We start from the raw sequence: 12,506 nt of genomic DNA on the forward strand, positions 1-12,506 counted from the left end.
ATCGCCCCGATAATTTCGGGGCGATTTTTTTATTTTTCAGATAAGGTTTTCAAGTCATTCAGGCCTTCATCAAACGTACTCATCATTTGTCTGTCGAGCACCGGTTTCATCGGTTTCATAATGGTCGTACAATCAAAATCGATATCCCAGGTCACCTTCGTATCATTGCCAGCAGGTTCCAATTTGATATTCGAAGTCGCATAATCCTCAAAAGGTTTGATGAAATGCATCTTCGTCGTCACCAGCTGATTCGGCTCGATTCTCGTGATTTCCTGCTCGCCTTCGCCCACTTCATCATTACCTTTCCAAGCGAAAAAATCACCGACAACACCGCTATTTCCCTTATACGTTTTCACCAGATTCTTATCCAGTTTCATCCACGGACTCCAGGAATTGATGGCGCGCATCGAGTTCACATTCTGCCAGACCTTCTCCTGCGTTGCATTTATCACAATTGATTTTTCACCGTGATAATGGCTGTCAAAAAACAAGATTGCGATAAGACAATACGCCACAAAAATGCCCAAAATGACACCTAAGATTTTCAGAAATTTTTTCATAATAAGTATAGTTTAAGTTCAAAACAAATCTAAAAATAATTTAAACACAAAAACTTTTCCTAAGACAATATTTATTTGGGCGCCTTTATCCGCCTTCCGTTCCCAATCTTTTTTGCTCGACATTTCAGTTAAATTGAATTCGACGACAAGCAAAAAAGGATTTCCACTCAAGTCGGGGCGCAATTTTGTCATAGTTTCAACTTTAGGTACTAAATTTGTGATTTCAACAAAATTAGAAAAGGCTTCGAGAGCCTCAGCCTGACAAGGACAAGGCTAACCATCAACTATCAACTATCAACTATCAACTATCAACAAAATTATGAATCCACTATTAGAAAAATTCAATACAAAATATACCTCATCACCCTTCAGCGACATCAAAGAAGAACATTATCTTCCAGCATTTCAGGAATTGGTAAAGACCGCAGAAAAAGAAATCGACGAAATCACCAACAATCCAGAAACGCCAACTTTCGAAAATACGATTGAAGCAATGGCTTTTTCCGGCGAACAATTGGACAGAGTTTCGAGCATTTTCTTCAATCTAAATTCTGCCGAAACCAACGACGAAATCCAGAAAATCGCGCAAGATGTTTCTCCACTGTTGACCGAATTCTCTTCAAAAATTTCGCAAAACGAAAAACTATTCGAAAGAATCAAAAACGTTTACGACCAGAAAGACACTTTGTCATTGAACGACGAACAAAAAATGTTGCTTAACGAAACTTACAAAGGTTTTGTGAGAAGCGGTGCACTTTTGAACGACGAAGACAAAAAGAAACTGGAAAAAATCAATATGGATTTGTCCATCAAGTCCCTTCAATTCGGACAAAATGCTTTGGCATCGACCAACGCTTATTTCAAACACATCACAGACAAAGAACAATTGAAAGGAATTCCCGAAGCAATCCTTGAGCAATATCACGAAGATGCCAAGGAAAAAGGTTTGGAAGGTTACGTTATTACACTTCAATATCCGAGTTATCTTCCTGCTCTGACTTACGCCGAAAACCGTGAATTGAGAAAAGAATTGGCTTTGGCTAATGGGAAAAAATCCTTTGACGGAGGCGAATTTGACAATCAAAACCTCATCAAAGAAATCGTAAAACTTCGTCAGGAAAAAGCGGAATTATTGGGTTATAAAAATTACGCAAATTTCGTCTTGGAGGAAAGAATGGCAAAATCGCCAGAAAAAGTGTTTGAATTCCTTAACGAACTTTTGGACAAAGCAAAACCTTTCGCTCAAAAGGAAATCGAGGAATTAAAAACCTTAGCAAAAGCCGACGGAATAGAAGAAATCCAAAGTTATGACCACGCTTTCTACGCCGAAAAATTAAGAAAACAAAAATTCGATATTGATGATGAAGAACTGAAACCTTATTTCCAATTGGAGAAAGTTCAGGAAGCAGTTTTTGGTTTAGCCGGAAAATTATTTGGATTAGAATTCAAAGAAATTAATGATGTTCAGAAATACCACGATGACGTCAAAACCTACGAAATCACAGAAAATGGAGACGTAAAAGCCCTACTCTACGCCGATTATCATCCTCGAAAAGGAAAACGTGCCGGAGCCTGGATGACGAGCTATAAAAATCAATATAAAAAAGACGGCGAAAATTCCCGTCCGCATATTTCCGTGGTTTGTAATTTCACAAAGCCTACGAAAGACACACCAAGTTTACTGACTTTCCAGGAAGTGACAACTCTCTTCCACGAGTTTGGACACGCACTTCACGGCGTTTTGGCAGACACGCAATATCCGAATCTATCAGGAACTTCTGTAAAATGGGATTTTGTGGAATTGCCTTCCCAATTCTTAGAAAATTTTTGCTACGAACCAGAATTTCTGAAAACTTTCGCTAAACATTATCAAACCGGAGAAATCTTACCAGACGAAAAAATCGAGAAGTTATCTCAAAGCAAATCGTTTATGGAAGGCTATCAAACAATGAGACAAGTTGGTCTTGGATTGTTGGATATGGCGTTTCATTCGGAAGTTGAAGAGTTGGAGCGTTTGAGCGTGAAAGAGTACGAAGTTGAAAAAACTGAGGCTACAAGTATCTACCCTTCAAATCCAGAAACGGCGACTGCACCGAGTTTTTCTCATATTTTCCAAGGTGGATATTCGGCTGGTTATTATTCTTACAAATGGGCGGAAGTTTTGGATGCGGATGCGTTTCAATATTTCAAAGAGAATGGTATTTTCAATCCGGAAATCGCTTCAAAATATAAAATCCTTCTTTCTTCCGGCGGAACCAAAGACCCGATGGAATTGTTCAAAGCGTTCCGTGGAAGCGAGCCGAAAGTGGAGAGTTTGCTGAAGAGAGCATTTGGAGCTTAATATTATATTAGCTAAAAATTAAAATATTGAAAAGTCACTTAAACTTAATTTTAATACTGGTCTGTTTTTCAATCTTTGTAAAAGCTCAAACGAAGCCCACAACATTATTTGAAAATGATGCGAAGCTAACCGGACAAACGGACAAAAATGGAGAGCGAACGGGCGAATGGAAATGGTTTGGGAAAAATGGCGAACTCTTCCAAATCGGAAAATACAACAATGGAAAACCAGTCGGTGAATGGAAAACCTATTATCGCAATGGAAAATTAAGAACAGTTGGTCGATTCGAAAATGGAAAGCAAACTGGTGAGTGGAAGGAATATTATGATAATGGACAACTCTATGAAATTGGCTTGTACGATGGCGAGAACAGAATGGGCGAACACCAATGGTACCACGAAAATGGAAAACCAAAAATGATTGGAAGCTACGATGAAGCTGGAAAAACCATTGGCGAATGGAAAGAATATTACGCCAATGGACAACTAAGACACGTTGGAACCCAAAGAGACAACAATCGCGTTGGTGAATGGAAATATTATCACGAAAACGGAAACTTGGAAAAAACTGGCAGTCACGATGAAAAAGGAATGATGGTCGGCGAATGGAAATTATATCATAAGAACGGAAAGATTGGAGCAGTTGGAATAATAAAAGATGGTGAAAAGACAGGAGAATGGAAATATTATGATGAAAATGGCAATCTGAAAAAAACTAAATAACCTTATAATTTATAATTTTAAGCAATGACTTGTCCCTGCTGTTCCGGAAAATCCTACGAAGATTGCTGTCAACCTTATCACACAAAAGAAAAATTCCCGCCGACTTCGGAAGCTTTGATGCGTTCCAGATTTTCGGCGTTTGCGATTCCGAACGGTGAATATCTTTGGGAAACCACGTCGCCTGGAAAACGGAAATTTCATAGTAAGAAAAGTCTTCAAGAATGGGGCGAAATCAATGATTGGACGAAGTTGGAAATCGTGGATACACCATCAATGAACAAGGTGGAATTCAAAGCGTTTTATACGGATGAAGATGGAAATCCGCAAGTTCATCACGAGTTATCGACCTTCAAGACGATTCAGAATCGTTGGTATTATGTGAGCGGAGTATTTTTGGATTAAGAAATTTAAAGCAAACCTCTTTTCTTTTTTTGTCTCAAAACATAGAGGTACAAACTTTCGACTTTCGCTCTTGCCCAGTCGGTTTTTCTAAGGAATTTCAGTGAGGAATTAATACTTGGATTGTCGGCGTTGAAACATCGGATGTTGATTTGCTTTCCCAATTCTTCGAAACCATTGTAATAATCCACCAATTCTTCCAAAATCGCGTCGAGTCTTTTGCCGTGTAAAGGGTCTTTCGAAGTTTGTTCCATTTTGTAAAATTATTGATTTTAATATAATTTTGAACGCAAAGCGCGCAAAGATTTCTTTATAATTATTGAAAATATTTTTAAGGTTCGCAAAGGCGCTTCGCTCAGCTAAGTATTATTAAAAGTACAAACATTTAATTCTCCTTATTTCATATATTTGATTATAAATCAGAAAAAATGAAAATCCTAACTTTTATTATCCTTTTATTTTCTACAATGTCTCACGCTCAGGACTTCGCCAATTTCGGCAGATATCAAAAACAAAATCAAGAAGTAAAATCCAAAAACACAACACCAAACTCTGTATTGATGGGCGATTCTATCACAGAAGGCTGGTTTGCCACAGACCCGGAATTTTTCACCAAAAACAATTTCGTCGGGAGAGGAATTGGGGGTCAGGTGACTTCTCAAATGCTTTTGAGATTTCGGGAAGATGTGATTTTATTGAAACCAAAACGCGTGATTATCCTCGCCGGAACAAATGATATTGCGGAAAATCAAGGTCCGATTTCGATGGATAAAATTTTCGGGAATATTGTTTCGATGGTTGAACTGGCGAAAGCTAATAACATCAAAGTGGTTTTGTGTTCGGCGCTTCCCGCTTCTGATTTCCCTTGGCGAAAAGGAATGATGCCCGCTGACAAAGTGATTGCACTGAATCAAATGATAAAAGATTACGCTCAGAAAAACAAAATCACCTACATCGATTATCACACGCCATTGAAAGACGACAAAAATGGTTTGCCTAAAGAAATCGCAGAAGACGGAATCCACCCGAACAAATTGGGTTATGAGAAAATGGAAGCAATTCTATTGAAAAATTTGAAGTAATGAATCTTGAAGCACTAAAATTCCCAGTCGGAAAATTCGTAAAACCAGAAACCATCACCAAAGAAATCATCGATTCTGCTATTTCTGAAATTGAAAACTTTCCAAATCTTGTGAAAGCTGAAATTGAAAATTTGGATGAAAACGATTTGAAGTTAAAATACAGACCAGAAGGCTGGACCATCACTCAAGTCGTTCACCATTGTGCCGATAGTCATATCAACAGTTATGTGCGATTCAAATTGGCGTTGACGGAAAATCTTCCAACGATAAAACCTTATGAAGAAAGTCTTTGGGCGGAACTTCCGGATAGCAAACTTTCGCCTTTTGTTTCTTTGAAGTTACTGGAAGCGTTGCACGAAAGATGGGTTTTTATTTTGAAGAGTTTGTCGGAGGAAGATTTGAACAAAGAATTTATCCATCCTGAACAGCCAGAAAAGATTTCGCTCAAAGAGAATATTTTAATTTACAGTTGGCATTGTCAGCATCATTTGGCGCATATTCGTCAAGCGAAGGAATTGAGATTTAATTAAAAACTTTTTAAATGAAATTATGAAACAGTCTATTTCCATTTTGTTTTTGCTCGTCACAACTACCTTTTCATTTGCTCAAAATAAAATTGACCAAGACCTGGAAAAATGTCTAAGCCAGAGAAATTCTACCGCTGGTCAAGTAAGTTGTGTTTCTTCTGCTCGGGATTCTTGGGATAAGGAACTTAACAAATCTTATTTATCATTAAGTCAAAAACTTTCAAAAACCGGAAAGAGCGAATTGGTAGAAGCGCAGAGAAATTGGATGAAGTTCCGAGATTCTGAATTCAAATTGATTGACAAGTATTATTTTGGTGTGAAGAAAGGAACATTATTCTACGTCATCGCGGAAAATAAAAAATTGGAGATTGTGAAGGAAAGGGCTTTACAGCTTAAAGAATATGATGAGCAGTTTGATTATTGATTTTCTAAAATTGATTTAATGATTATAAATGCAGAAATTATTAGTCGACCAGATTCTGGAGAATATATGGAAAGGATATATGATGTTGAAAGTGCCTGGAATTCACAGTCCTGGACATTCGTTAGATTTACAGATGAGAATTATGAGCAATGGTGTGGACAATTCCGGGGAGAAAGAAAAAGAGTAGCAATTTCAGAAATTTCAAAAAGGGTTTTAATTTTGACTTCAGATTATTTATTTTCAATTGATTTAAATAATGGTGATTTAATTGAATTTGATAACAGTCCTGGATATATAAATTTGATTGCCATTAATGATGGAAATTTTCTTGTGTCAGATTACTATAATATTACCAAAATCTTGGATAAATTAAGCAATACAAAACACATTGAAAGTCCAATTCAAATGGACGTGATTAAATTTGAGTTGTGGGATGGGAACTTTCTAAATTTCAGCTGTGACGAATTTTTAAATTGGGATAGACATTTAAAAATGAGATACAATTCTAAAACAGATGAGGTCAAAATATTATAAGTTTCCTAAATCATCTACAGACAAATTCTTTATTTTCGAACCCCGCTCATATTCTTCCCGAAAAGTGTATTTTTAGGCAAAATTTTTTAGTAATGATCTACGGAATCGATACGCTCGGATATCAGGATGTTTTGGCAATAGCAAAAAATCCATCGCTTGCAAAACTCAGTGAAAAATCAAAAGAACAAATTATAAAGTCGCAAAAGAATGTTCAAGAAATTGTAGCTTCTGACAGGACGGTTTACGGTATCAATACAGGATTCGGACCACTTTGCGACACCAAAATATCAGAATCGGAAACAGCGCAACTTCAGCACAATTTGATTATTTCTCACGCCGTTGGTGTTGGAAAACCGATTGATAAGAATATTTCAAAAATAATGATGATTGCCAAGGTGCACGCTTTGTCAAAAGGATTTTCGGGTGTTTCATTAGATGTGATTGAGCGATTGATAATGATGTTGGAGAAAGACATCATTCCTGTTGTTCCAGAGCAAGGTTCTGTTGGAGCTTCTGGAGATCTGGCGCCTTTGGCACATTTGGTTTTGCCACTTTTAGGACTAGGTCAGGTTTGGGAAAATGATAAAACGGTTGAGACATCTATAGTTCTCGAAAAGCATAATATTCAGCCATTAAAACTTGGTCCAAAAGAAGGTTTGGGATTGATCAATGGCACGCAATTCATCCTCGCTCACGCCATCATTGGATTATCAAAATTCGAATATCTTTTAGATTTAGCAGACCTGACTGCGGCAATGAGCCTTGAAGCTTATCGAGGTTCTGCAAGTCCTTTCAAAAAAGAATTGCACGACATTCGCCCGTTTGACGGAAGCCGAAAAGTGGCAGAAAGAATGCGAAACTTCCTGAAAGATTCTGACAATCTGAAGTCCCACGAATTCTGCGACCGCGTTCAGGATCCATATTCTATGAGATGTGTACCGCAAGTTCACGGCGCTAGCAGAAATGCTTTTGAACATTTGAAACAAATGGCAGACACAGAATTGAATTCTGTAACCGACAATCCAATCATTCTAAGTGCAGAAGAATCCATCTCAGGCGGGAATTTCCACGGACAATTAATGGCTTTGCCTTTAGATTATTGTGCATTGGCAGCAGCTGAACTTGGAAATATCTCTGACCGAAGAAGTTATCTCTTGCTGGAAGGAAAATATGGTTTGCCTAAATTATTAATCGAAAGTTCTGGCCTTAATTCCGGCTTTATGATCCCGCAATACACAAGTGCAGCATTGGTTACAGAGAACAAAACGCTTTGTTTTCCAGCTTCTGCAGATTCTATACCGACAAGTTTAGGTCAGGAAGACCACGTTTCTATGGGAAGTATTTCGGGAAGAAAATTCAATCAAATCCTTGGAAATCTTGAAAATATTTTGGCGATTGAATTGATGTTTGGCGCTCAAGGTCTGGAATTCAGAAGACCTGCAGTTTGCTCGGAAATTGTTGAGAAGAATTATGCAATTATCCGTTCTGTGGTTCCGAAGTTGGAAAATGATAGATTGATTGGTGAGGATATTTTGAAAATTGCCGAGTTGATCAAAGAAAGAAAACTAATTGTCAATTAAAAATCATTCAATGAAAAAATTATTATTAATAGGTAGCTTATTTTTGTATTCATTATCTTTTGCACAAGCAAAAAATGAAAAAATCAGAGAATTATTGACACTTACTGGCGCAGGAAATTTGGGAGCTACATATGCAAAACAAATTTTGACACATTTCAAATCCGCTTACCCATCGGTACCTGAGAAAGTCTGGATTGATTTTTCTAATGAGATCAAAGCTTCAGATCTGGAAGATTTGATTTTGCCACTTTATCACAAATATTATACAGAAAAAGATATTGATGACTTAATTGTCTTCTACAAAAGTCCCGTTGGAATCAAAACTACGAAAATATTACCGCAAATTATGCTAGAAAGTCAAGAAGCTGGAAAGCAATGGGGATCAAAGATCGCTGAAAAAGTAATTAAAAAGCTAAAAGAAGAAAATTATCTACAAGACCCGCCGCCTCCACTGCCATCAAAATAATCATTAATGAACATCCTCCGCACGACTTCCGAAAACCAAGATTTCCAAAATCTCGTAAAACAACTGGACGCTTATCTCGCTATAATAGATGGTGATGAACACGGTTTTTATGATCAATACAACAAAATCGATTCGCTAAAAAACTGTATCGTCATTTATGATAATGATGAGGCCTTGCTTGTGGCGCAATAAAAGCTTTTGATGAAAAATCGATGGAAGTCAAAAGAATGTTCACGCTTCCGGAGGAACGAGGAAAAGGTTTGGCTTCTGCTATTTTAAAAGAATTAGAAACTTGGACTAAGGAATTAGGTTACGAGAAAACAATCCTCGAAACGGGGAAAAGACAAACCGAAGCGGTTGCACTTTATCAAAAATGCGGTTATAAAGTTATCCCAAATTACGGACAATATGCAGGCGTGGAAAACAGCGTTTGTTTTGAGAAAACCCTATAATCAATTCCCCAACTGATAGTCCAAAGGCAACATTTTTGAAATATTCTGCCTGGAGAAATCGCCTTCCAAGATCAACAGATCAGGTTCAGAAATATTGCCTTCCGGAAAGATCTCGAATTGCATAGCTTCCGGATGCACGAATGATGATTGCGTCACCACGCCAGAAGATCTCACAAATTCGCCTTTCTTGATCTCGTAATAATATTTCTGAAAATTGACCTGAAGCAGATCTTCAAAGTCTAAGAACAAGCGTTCATCTTGACGCTTCGTAAATTCAGACTCTTTCATTTTGGTTTTCAGGATGGCCATCAGAAATTCGGAGTTTCTACTTTTCTTTTGCGCAATCGCTTCCAACTCATCGGTCCAAGGCAAGGTCGAGTTTTGTGTTTTCTTAATGGCAAAATGGTCGTTCAGTTTCTGCAATTCGGCTTCAGAAGGATATTCTGGGTTTGGGATCCGCTTGGCGTGATTCACGATGAAACCTTCCTTTTCCAGCTCATTTTGATAGAGACTTCTCAAAAAATGCATCACACTACCTTTGTAAGCATTCATCCGATTGAGAGTGATCTCCTTTCTGAAACTGGTCTCTTTGAAGAATGATGTCCCCAGATAACTTGTACTTTTTGCTTTGAAATCAGCCTGGAAATTGATCAGATTATATTGGATCGTATAACCCAATTTCTTATTTTCGATGACCAACGTTTGCGGTGCTTTCACTTTCAGAAATTGATTTTTCTTGTCGTAAGAAAACTTAAGCGTCCGTTGGTTTTTGATTCTCACATCATCCCTATCAAATCCAATAAACTGGTCTAGGAAATAATTAATAAAATCTTTGTAAGCCTGCTCTGTATATGGAATGATAACGACTTCCTCGATTTCACTGACGGGATTGATGATGACTTTCACAGATTTCCCAATTGCCTTTTCTAATGGAAAGATACTGGTCTCATAATTATCTTTTTGAAAGATGATATTTCCACTTTTCTGTCCCTGTACATCCAACTGAAAACTTCCGTCGCCATTGGAAACGGACGATACCTTTGTTCCATCCAGATACACATTCACATTCGAAATGGCTGCACCACTTTCCGTTTGTATTTTCCCCGAAATGGTTTGGGAATACAGAAAAAAAGTTCCGAAGAAGAATATTAAGAATTGTAAAAACCTCACGTGATATATTTTGAACTCCGAATTTAATAAATAAAAAAAGGATTTCGTCGAAATATGCATTAAACCACAATAGTCACAAAAGTTGTCGTGCGTTTTAAGTCATTCGAAAGTTTAAATAAGGAAAATTTCCCTTTTCGCTACTATGTAAAACTATCCATAAAGTACTGAAATTTAACAAATTGTACTTGATTACCTTCACGGAGCGGTTGTTCGTCTTCACTGAGTGGTTGATTGCTTCAACTAAGTACTTGATTGCCCCAACTAAATGGTTGAACGCCTCAACTAAACGCTTGTTCCTATAAACAAAATGCTTGCTTGTCATAACCAACAGGTTGAAAACCCTAACAAAACGGTTTCGTGTCTTATCGGAATGGTTTTTCGAATTTTCTTAATACTTATCCTATTTTTATCGAAGTCATACTCAATGAACCGCCAATCAACGAATCGTTGAACAAGGATAATTCTTCTGATTTTTCTTTCAATCCGAGATTATAGATCAATGGCAGATAATGGTCGGGCGTTGGAACGGCGTATTGCAAAAATGTGCCTTGTTTTTGATAATCGATGAGTTTTTGGAAATCACCATCCAGAAGCCAATTGTTGGTTTTTTCTCTCGCTTCTATCGCCCAATCCCAGCCGGCACCAACTGTGTCAATATTTTTCCAGTCGATCAATCTGAGGTTATGAACGATGTTTCCACTTCCGATAATTAAGATTCCTTTTTCTCGTAGTTTGGATAATTTCTTCGCCAACTCAAAATGATATTGTGGTGGTTTTGTGTAATCAATACTCAACTGAATGACCGGAATATCTGCATCGGGATAAAGATGCCGAAGAACCGACCACGCGCCGTGGTCCAATCCCCAATTGTGGTCTTCTTCCACCAAAATAGGAGATAATAATTCTGCAGTTTCCTTTGCCAATTCTGGATTTCCTTTTGCGGGATATTGAACATCAAACAAGGCTTGCGGAAAACCGCCAAAATCGTGAATGGTTTTCGGAAGTTCCATCGCTGTGACGAATGTGCCGTTGGTAAACCAATGCGCAGAAATACAAATGATGGCATTCGGTTTTGGAATCTCTTTGCTGATGTTTCGGAAACCCTGCACAAAAATATTTTCTTCGATGGCGTTCATCGGAGAGCCGTGTCCCAGGAAAAGGACGGGCATTTTTTGTGTGGTTTTGAAGTTATCGGAGATGTTGGAAAGGTCGTTGAGGTTCATTTTTGTTTTGTAAAAAGTAAAATGTATTGATGTAAAATGTATTTTCAAACCATTTTTTACCCCAACCCTAAAGGGAGAAAATTATTTGAAAATTTTATTAAAATTACTCCCTTGAGGGTTGGGGAAATAATTTTAATGAAATTTTTCTCGCAGATTTGGCTGATTAAGCAGATTTTTATTGACACAATATTGTCATTCCGTGTTTTTGACAAAGCTTGTTTTTATGTAGAATCCGCAGCCCGACTTGAGTGGAAATCCTTTTTTGCGTCTTCTCAAGTTCTATTTAGACTGAAATCCTCTGGCAAAAAAGATTGGGAACGGAAGGCGGATTAAGCTGCCAAAATTATAATAATTCTAATTCATAAAATCAAAAAAGCGTGAACAAAGTTGCCCTTGTTCACACTTTAAAAAACTCAAACTATAAAAATACTATGATGTATTATTGTTTTACGAACTGCAGTTCTCCTGCAATTTTCACTTCTTCGCTCACCATCACACCGCCTGTTTCCAAAGCTGCGTTCCAAGTAAGACCGAAGTCTGATCTTTTGATTTTCCCTTCGAATGAGAAACCTGCTTTGGTGTTGCCCCAAGGATCAGAATTAATTCCTCCGAAGTCCACGTCCAAAGTAATTTCTTTGGTAATGCCGTTCAATGTTAGGTTTCCAGTCACGTTACCGTTCAAAGTGGAAGCTTCGAAAGTGATTTTCGGGTTAGCTTCTGCGTTGAAGAAATCTGCTGATTTCAGGTGATTGTCTCTGTCTGTATTGTTGGTGAATATAGAATCTGTGTCAATGAAAGCGGAAACTTTTGCACTTGCGAACGTGTCATCTTCTGCGTCGATCTCTGCGTTGAAAGTTGTGAATTCTCCCTTCACGTTGGAGATCATCAAGTGTTTTACTTTGAAAGTGATCTCGCTATGCGTTGGGTCTAATAACCATTTAGTTGCCATAATTTTTAATATTTTGTTGATTAATTATAGTGCAAATTTATAGCGCCGAGCTCCGCCTCACATTGATGTAAGTTAAG

Annotated in this window: 15 protein-coding genes and 1 pseudogene; 11 read left to right on the forward strand and 5 right to left on the reverse strand. The window is 37.7% G+C overall.

From position 1 onward, the window contains the following. Window positions 1-29: 29 nt before the first annotated feature. A complete protein-coding gene (locus BMW39_RS05330; RefSeq protein WP_034972907.1) occupies window positions 30-560 on the reverse strand; it encodes an SRPBCC family protein in 531 nt (176 codons plus the stop codon). Window positions 561-879: 319 nt separating this feature from the next. Between BMW39_RS05330 and BMW39_RS05335 the strand changes: the two genes are divergently transcribed. From BMW39_RS05335 to BMW39_RS05345, 3 genes are read left to right on the forward strand one after another with little or no spacing between them, the layout of a single operon-like run. Beyond that, on the forward strand, window positions 880-2,901 hold the full coding sequence (locus BMW39_RS05335; protein WP_034972909.1) for a M3 family metallopeptidase: 2,022 nt from the start codon (window positions 880-882) through the stop codon (window positions 2,899-2,901). A 26-nt stretch (window positions 2,902-2,927) separates the two neighbouring features. Next, complete coding sequence (locus BMW39_RS05340) at window positions 2,928-3,623, forward strand: toxin-antitoxin system YwqK family antitoxin (RefSeq protein ID WP_034972911.1); 696 nt, start codon at window positions 2,928-2,930, stop codon at window positions 3,621-3,623. Window positions 3,624-3,647: 24 nt separating this feature from the next. Then, a complete protein-coding gene (locus BMW39_RS05345) occupies window positions 3,648-4,025 on the forward strand; it encodes a YchJ family protein (protein WP_034972913.1) in 378 nt (125 codons plus the stop codon). 5 nt (window positions 4,026-4,030) lie between these two features. Here BMW39_RS05345 and BMW39_RS05350 read toward each other — a convergent pair whose 3' ends face one another. After that, on the reverse strand, window positions 4,031-4,276 hold the full coding sequence (locus BMW39_RS05350; RefSeq protein ID WP_034972915.1) for a VF530 family protein: 246 nt from the start codon (window positions 4,274-4,276) through the stop codon (window positions 4,031-4,033). Window positions 4,277-4,450: 174 nt separating this feature from the next. Here BMW39_RS05350 and BMW39_RS05355 point away from each other — a divergent pair, with 174 nt between their 5' ends. The 7 genes and pseudogenes from BMW39_RS05355 to BMW39_RS05385 all read left to right on the forward strand — a co-directional run bounded on the left by BMW39_RS05355 (window position 4,451) and on the right by BMW39_RS05385 (window position 9,087). After that, window positions 4,451-5,104, forward strand: a complete 654-nt coding sequence (locus tag BMW39_RS05355; protein WP_034972917.1) for an SGNH/GDSL hydrolase family protein — start codon at window positions 4,451-4,453, stop codon at window positions 5,102-5,104. Next, window positions 5,104-5,634 carry a YfiT family bacillithiol transferase gene (locus BMW39_RS05360; protein ID WP_034972919.1) on the forward strand — a complete coding sequence of 177 codons (531 nt, stop codon included), beginning with the start codon at window positions 5,104-5,106 and terminating at the stop codon, window positions 5,632-5,634. The genes BMW39_RS05355 and BMW39_RS05360 overlap by 1 nt, the downstream gene beginning before the upstream one ends. A gap of 19 nt (window positions 5,635-5,653) precedes the next feature. Further along, window positions 5,654-6,055 (forward strand): lysozyme inhibitor LprI family protein, encoded by a 402-nt coding sequence (locus tag BMW39_RS05365; protein WP_034972921.1) that lies wholly within the window; start codon window positions 5,654-5,656, stop codon window positions 6,053-6,055. A gap of 18 nt (window positions 6,056-6,073) precedes the next feature. Continuing rightward, the gene (locus BMW39_RS05370; RefSeq protein ID WP_034972923.1) at window positions 6,074-6,589 is read left to right on the forward strand and encodes a hypothetical protein; all 516 of its coding nucleotides are present in this window, start codon (window positions 6,074-6,076) and stop codon (window positions 6,587-6,589) included. Window positions 6,590-6,681: 92 nt separating this feature from the next. Continuing rightward, complete coding sequence (gene hutH, locus BMW39_RS05375) at window positions 6,682-8,169, forward strand: histidine ammonia-lyase (RefSeq protein WP_034972925.1); 1,488 nt, start codon at window positions 6,682-6,684, stop codon at window positions 8,167-8,169. A gap of 10 nt (window positions 8,170-8,179) precedes the next feature. Next, window positions 8,180-8,635 (forward strand): DUF2059 domain-containing protein, encoded by a 456-nt coding sequence (locus tag BMW39_RS05380; RefSeq protein ID WP_034974148.1) that lies wholly within the window; start codon window positions 8,180-8,182, stop codon window positions 8,633-8,635. 6 nt (window positions 8,636-8,641) lie between these two features. After that, window positions 8,642-9,087, forward strand: a pseudogene (locus BMW39_RS05385) (GNAT family N-acetyltransferase). Here the strand turns inward: BMW39_RS05385 and BMW39_RS05390 are convergent. Together BMW39_RS05390 and ygiD are read right to left on the reverse strand one after the other, a co-directional pair. Next, window positions 9,088-10,257: a peptidase associated/transthyretin-like domain-containing protein gene (locus BMW39_RS05390; RefSeq protein WP_131474265.1), complete on the reverse strand. Its 1,170-nt coding sequence runs from the start codon at window positions 10,255-10,257 to the stop codon at window positions 9,088-9,090. 395 nt (window positions 10,258-10,652) lie between these two features. Beyond that, the gene (ygiD, locus tag BMW39_RS05395) at window positions 10,653-11,480 is read right to left on the reverse strand and encodes a 4,5-DOPA-extradiol-dioxygenase (RefSeq protein WP_034972927.1); all 828 of its coding nucleotides are present in this window, start codon (window positions 11,478-11,480) and stop codon (window positions 10,653-10,655) included. Between the two features lie 36 nt (window positions 11,481-11,516). Here ygiD and BMW39_RS19300 point away from each other — a divergent pair, with 36 nt between their 5' ends. Further along, window positions 11,517-11,813: a hypothetical protein gene (locus tag BMW39_RS19300; protein ID WP_034972929.1), complete on the forward strand. Its 297-nt coding sequence runs from the start codon at window positions 11,517-11,519 to the stop codon at window positions 11,811-11,813. 106 nt (window positions 11,814-11,919) lie between these two features. Here BMW39_RS19300 and BMW39_RS05405 read toward each other — a convergent pair whose 3' ends face one another. Continuing rightward, window positions 11,920-12,429, reverse strand: coding sequence for a YceI family protein (locus BMW39_RS05405; protein WP_034972931.1), 510 nt, complete (start codon window positions 12,427-12,429; stop codon window positions 11,920-11,922). Between the last annotated feature and the right edge of the window lie 77 nt (window positions 12,430-12,506).

Source organism: Epilithonimonas lactis (assembly GCF_900110605.1).
Taxonomy (GTDB): Bacteria; Bacteroidota; Bacteroidia; order Flavobacteriales; family Weeksellaceae; genus Epilithonimonas; species Epilithonimonas lactis.

What these genes read in the sequence shown, in the direction of transcription:
- BMW39_RS05355 (WP_034972917.1), top strand. Translation starts at nt 4,451, where the DNA reads ATGAAAATCCTAACTTTTATTATCCTTTTATTTTCTACAATGTCTCAC.
- BMW39_RS05380 (WP_034974148.1), top strand. Translation starts at nt 8,180, where the DNA reads ATGAAAAAATTATTATTAATAGGTAGCTTATTTTTGTATTCATTATCT.
- hutH (WP_034972925.1), top strand. Translation starts at nt 6,682, where the DNA reads ATGATCTACGGAATCGATACGCTCGGATATCAGGATGTTTTGGCAATA.
- BMW39_RS05350 (WP_034972915.1), bottom strand. Translation starts at nt 4,276, where the DNA reads ATGGAACAAACTTCGAAAGACCCTTTACACGGCAAAAGACTCGACGCG.
- BMW39_RS05405 (WP_034972931.1), bottom strand. Translation starts at nt 12,429, where the DNA reads ATGGCAACTAAATGGTTATTAGACCCAACGCATAGCGAGATCACTTTC.
- ygiD (WP_034972927.1), bottom strand. Translation starts at nt 11,480, where the DNA reads ATGAACCTCAACGACCTTTCCAACATCTCCGATAACTTCAAAACCACA.
- BMW39_RS05360 (WP_034972919.1), top strand. Translation starts at nt 5,104, where the DNA reads ATGAATCTTGAAGCACTAAAATTCCCAGTCGGAAAATTCGTAAAACCA.
- BMW39_RS05345 (WP_034972913.1), top strand. Translation starts at nt 3,648, where the DNA reads ATGACTTGTCCCTGCTGTTCCGGAAAATCCTACGAAGATTGCTGTCAA.
- BMW39_RS05370 (WP_034972923.1), top strand. Translation starts at nt 6,074, where the DNA reads ATGATTATAAATGCAGAAATTATTAGTCGACCAGATTCTGGAGAATAT.
- BMW39_RS05335 (WP_034972909.1), top strand. Translation starts at nt 880, where the DNA reads ATGAATCCACTATTAGAAAAATTCAATACAAAATATACCTCATCACCC.
- BMW39_RS05330 (WP_034972907.1), bottom strand. Translation starts at nt 560, where the DNA reads ATGAAAAAATTTCTGAAAATCTTAGGTGTCATTTTGGGCATTTTTGTG.
- BMW39_RS19300 (WP_034972929.1), top strand. Translation starts at nt 11,517, where the DNA reads ATGTATTTTCAAACCATTTTTTACCCCAACCCTAAAGGGAGAAAATTA.
- BMW39_RS05365 (WP_034972921.1), top strand. Translation starts at nt 5,654, where the DNA reads ATGAAACAGTCTATTTCCATTTTGTTTTTGCTCGTCACAACTACCTTT.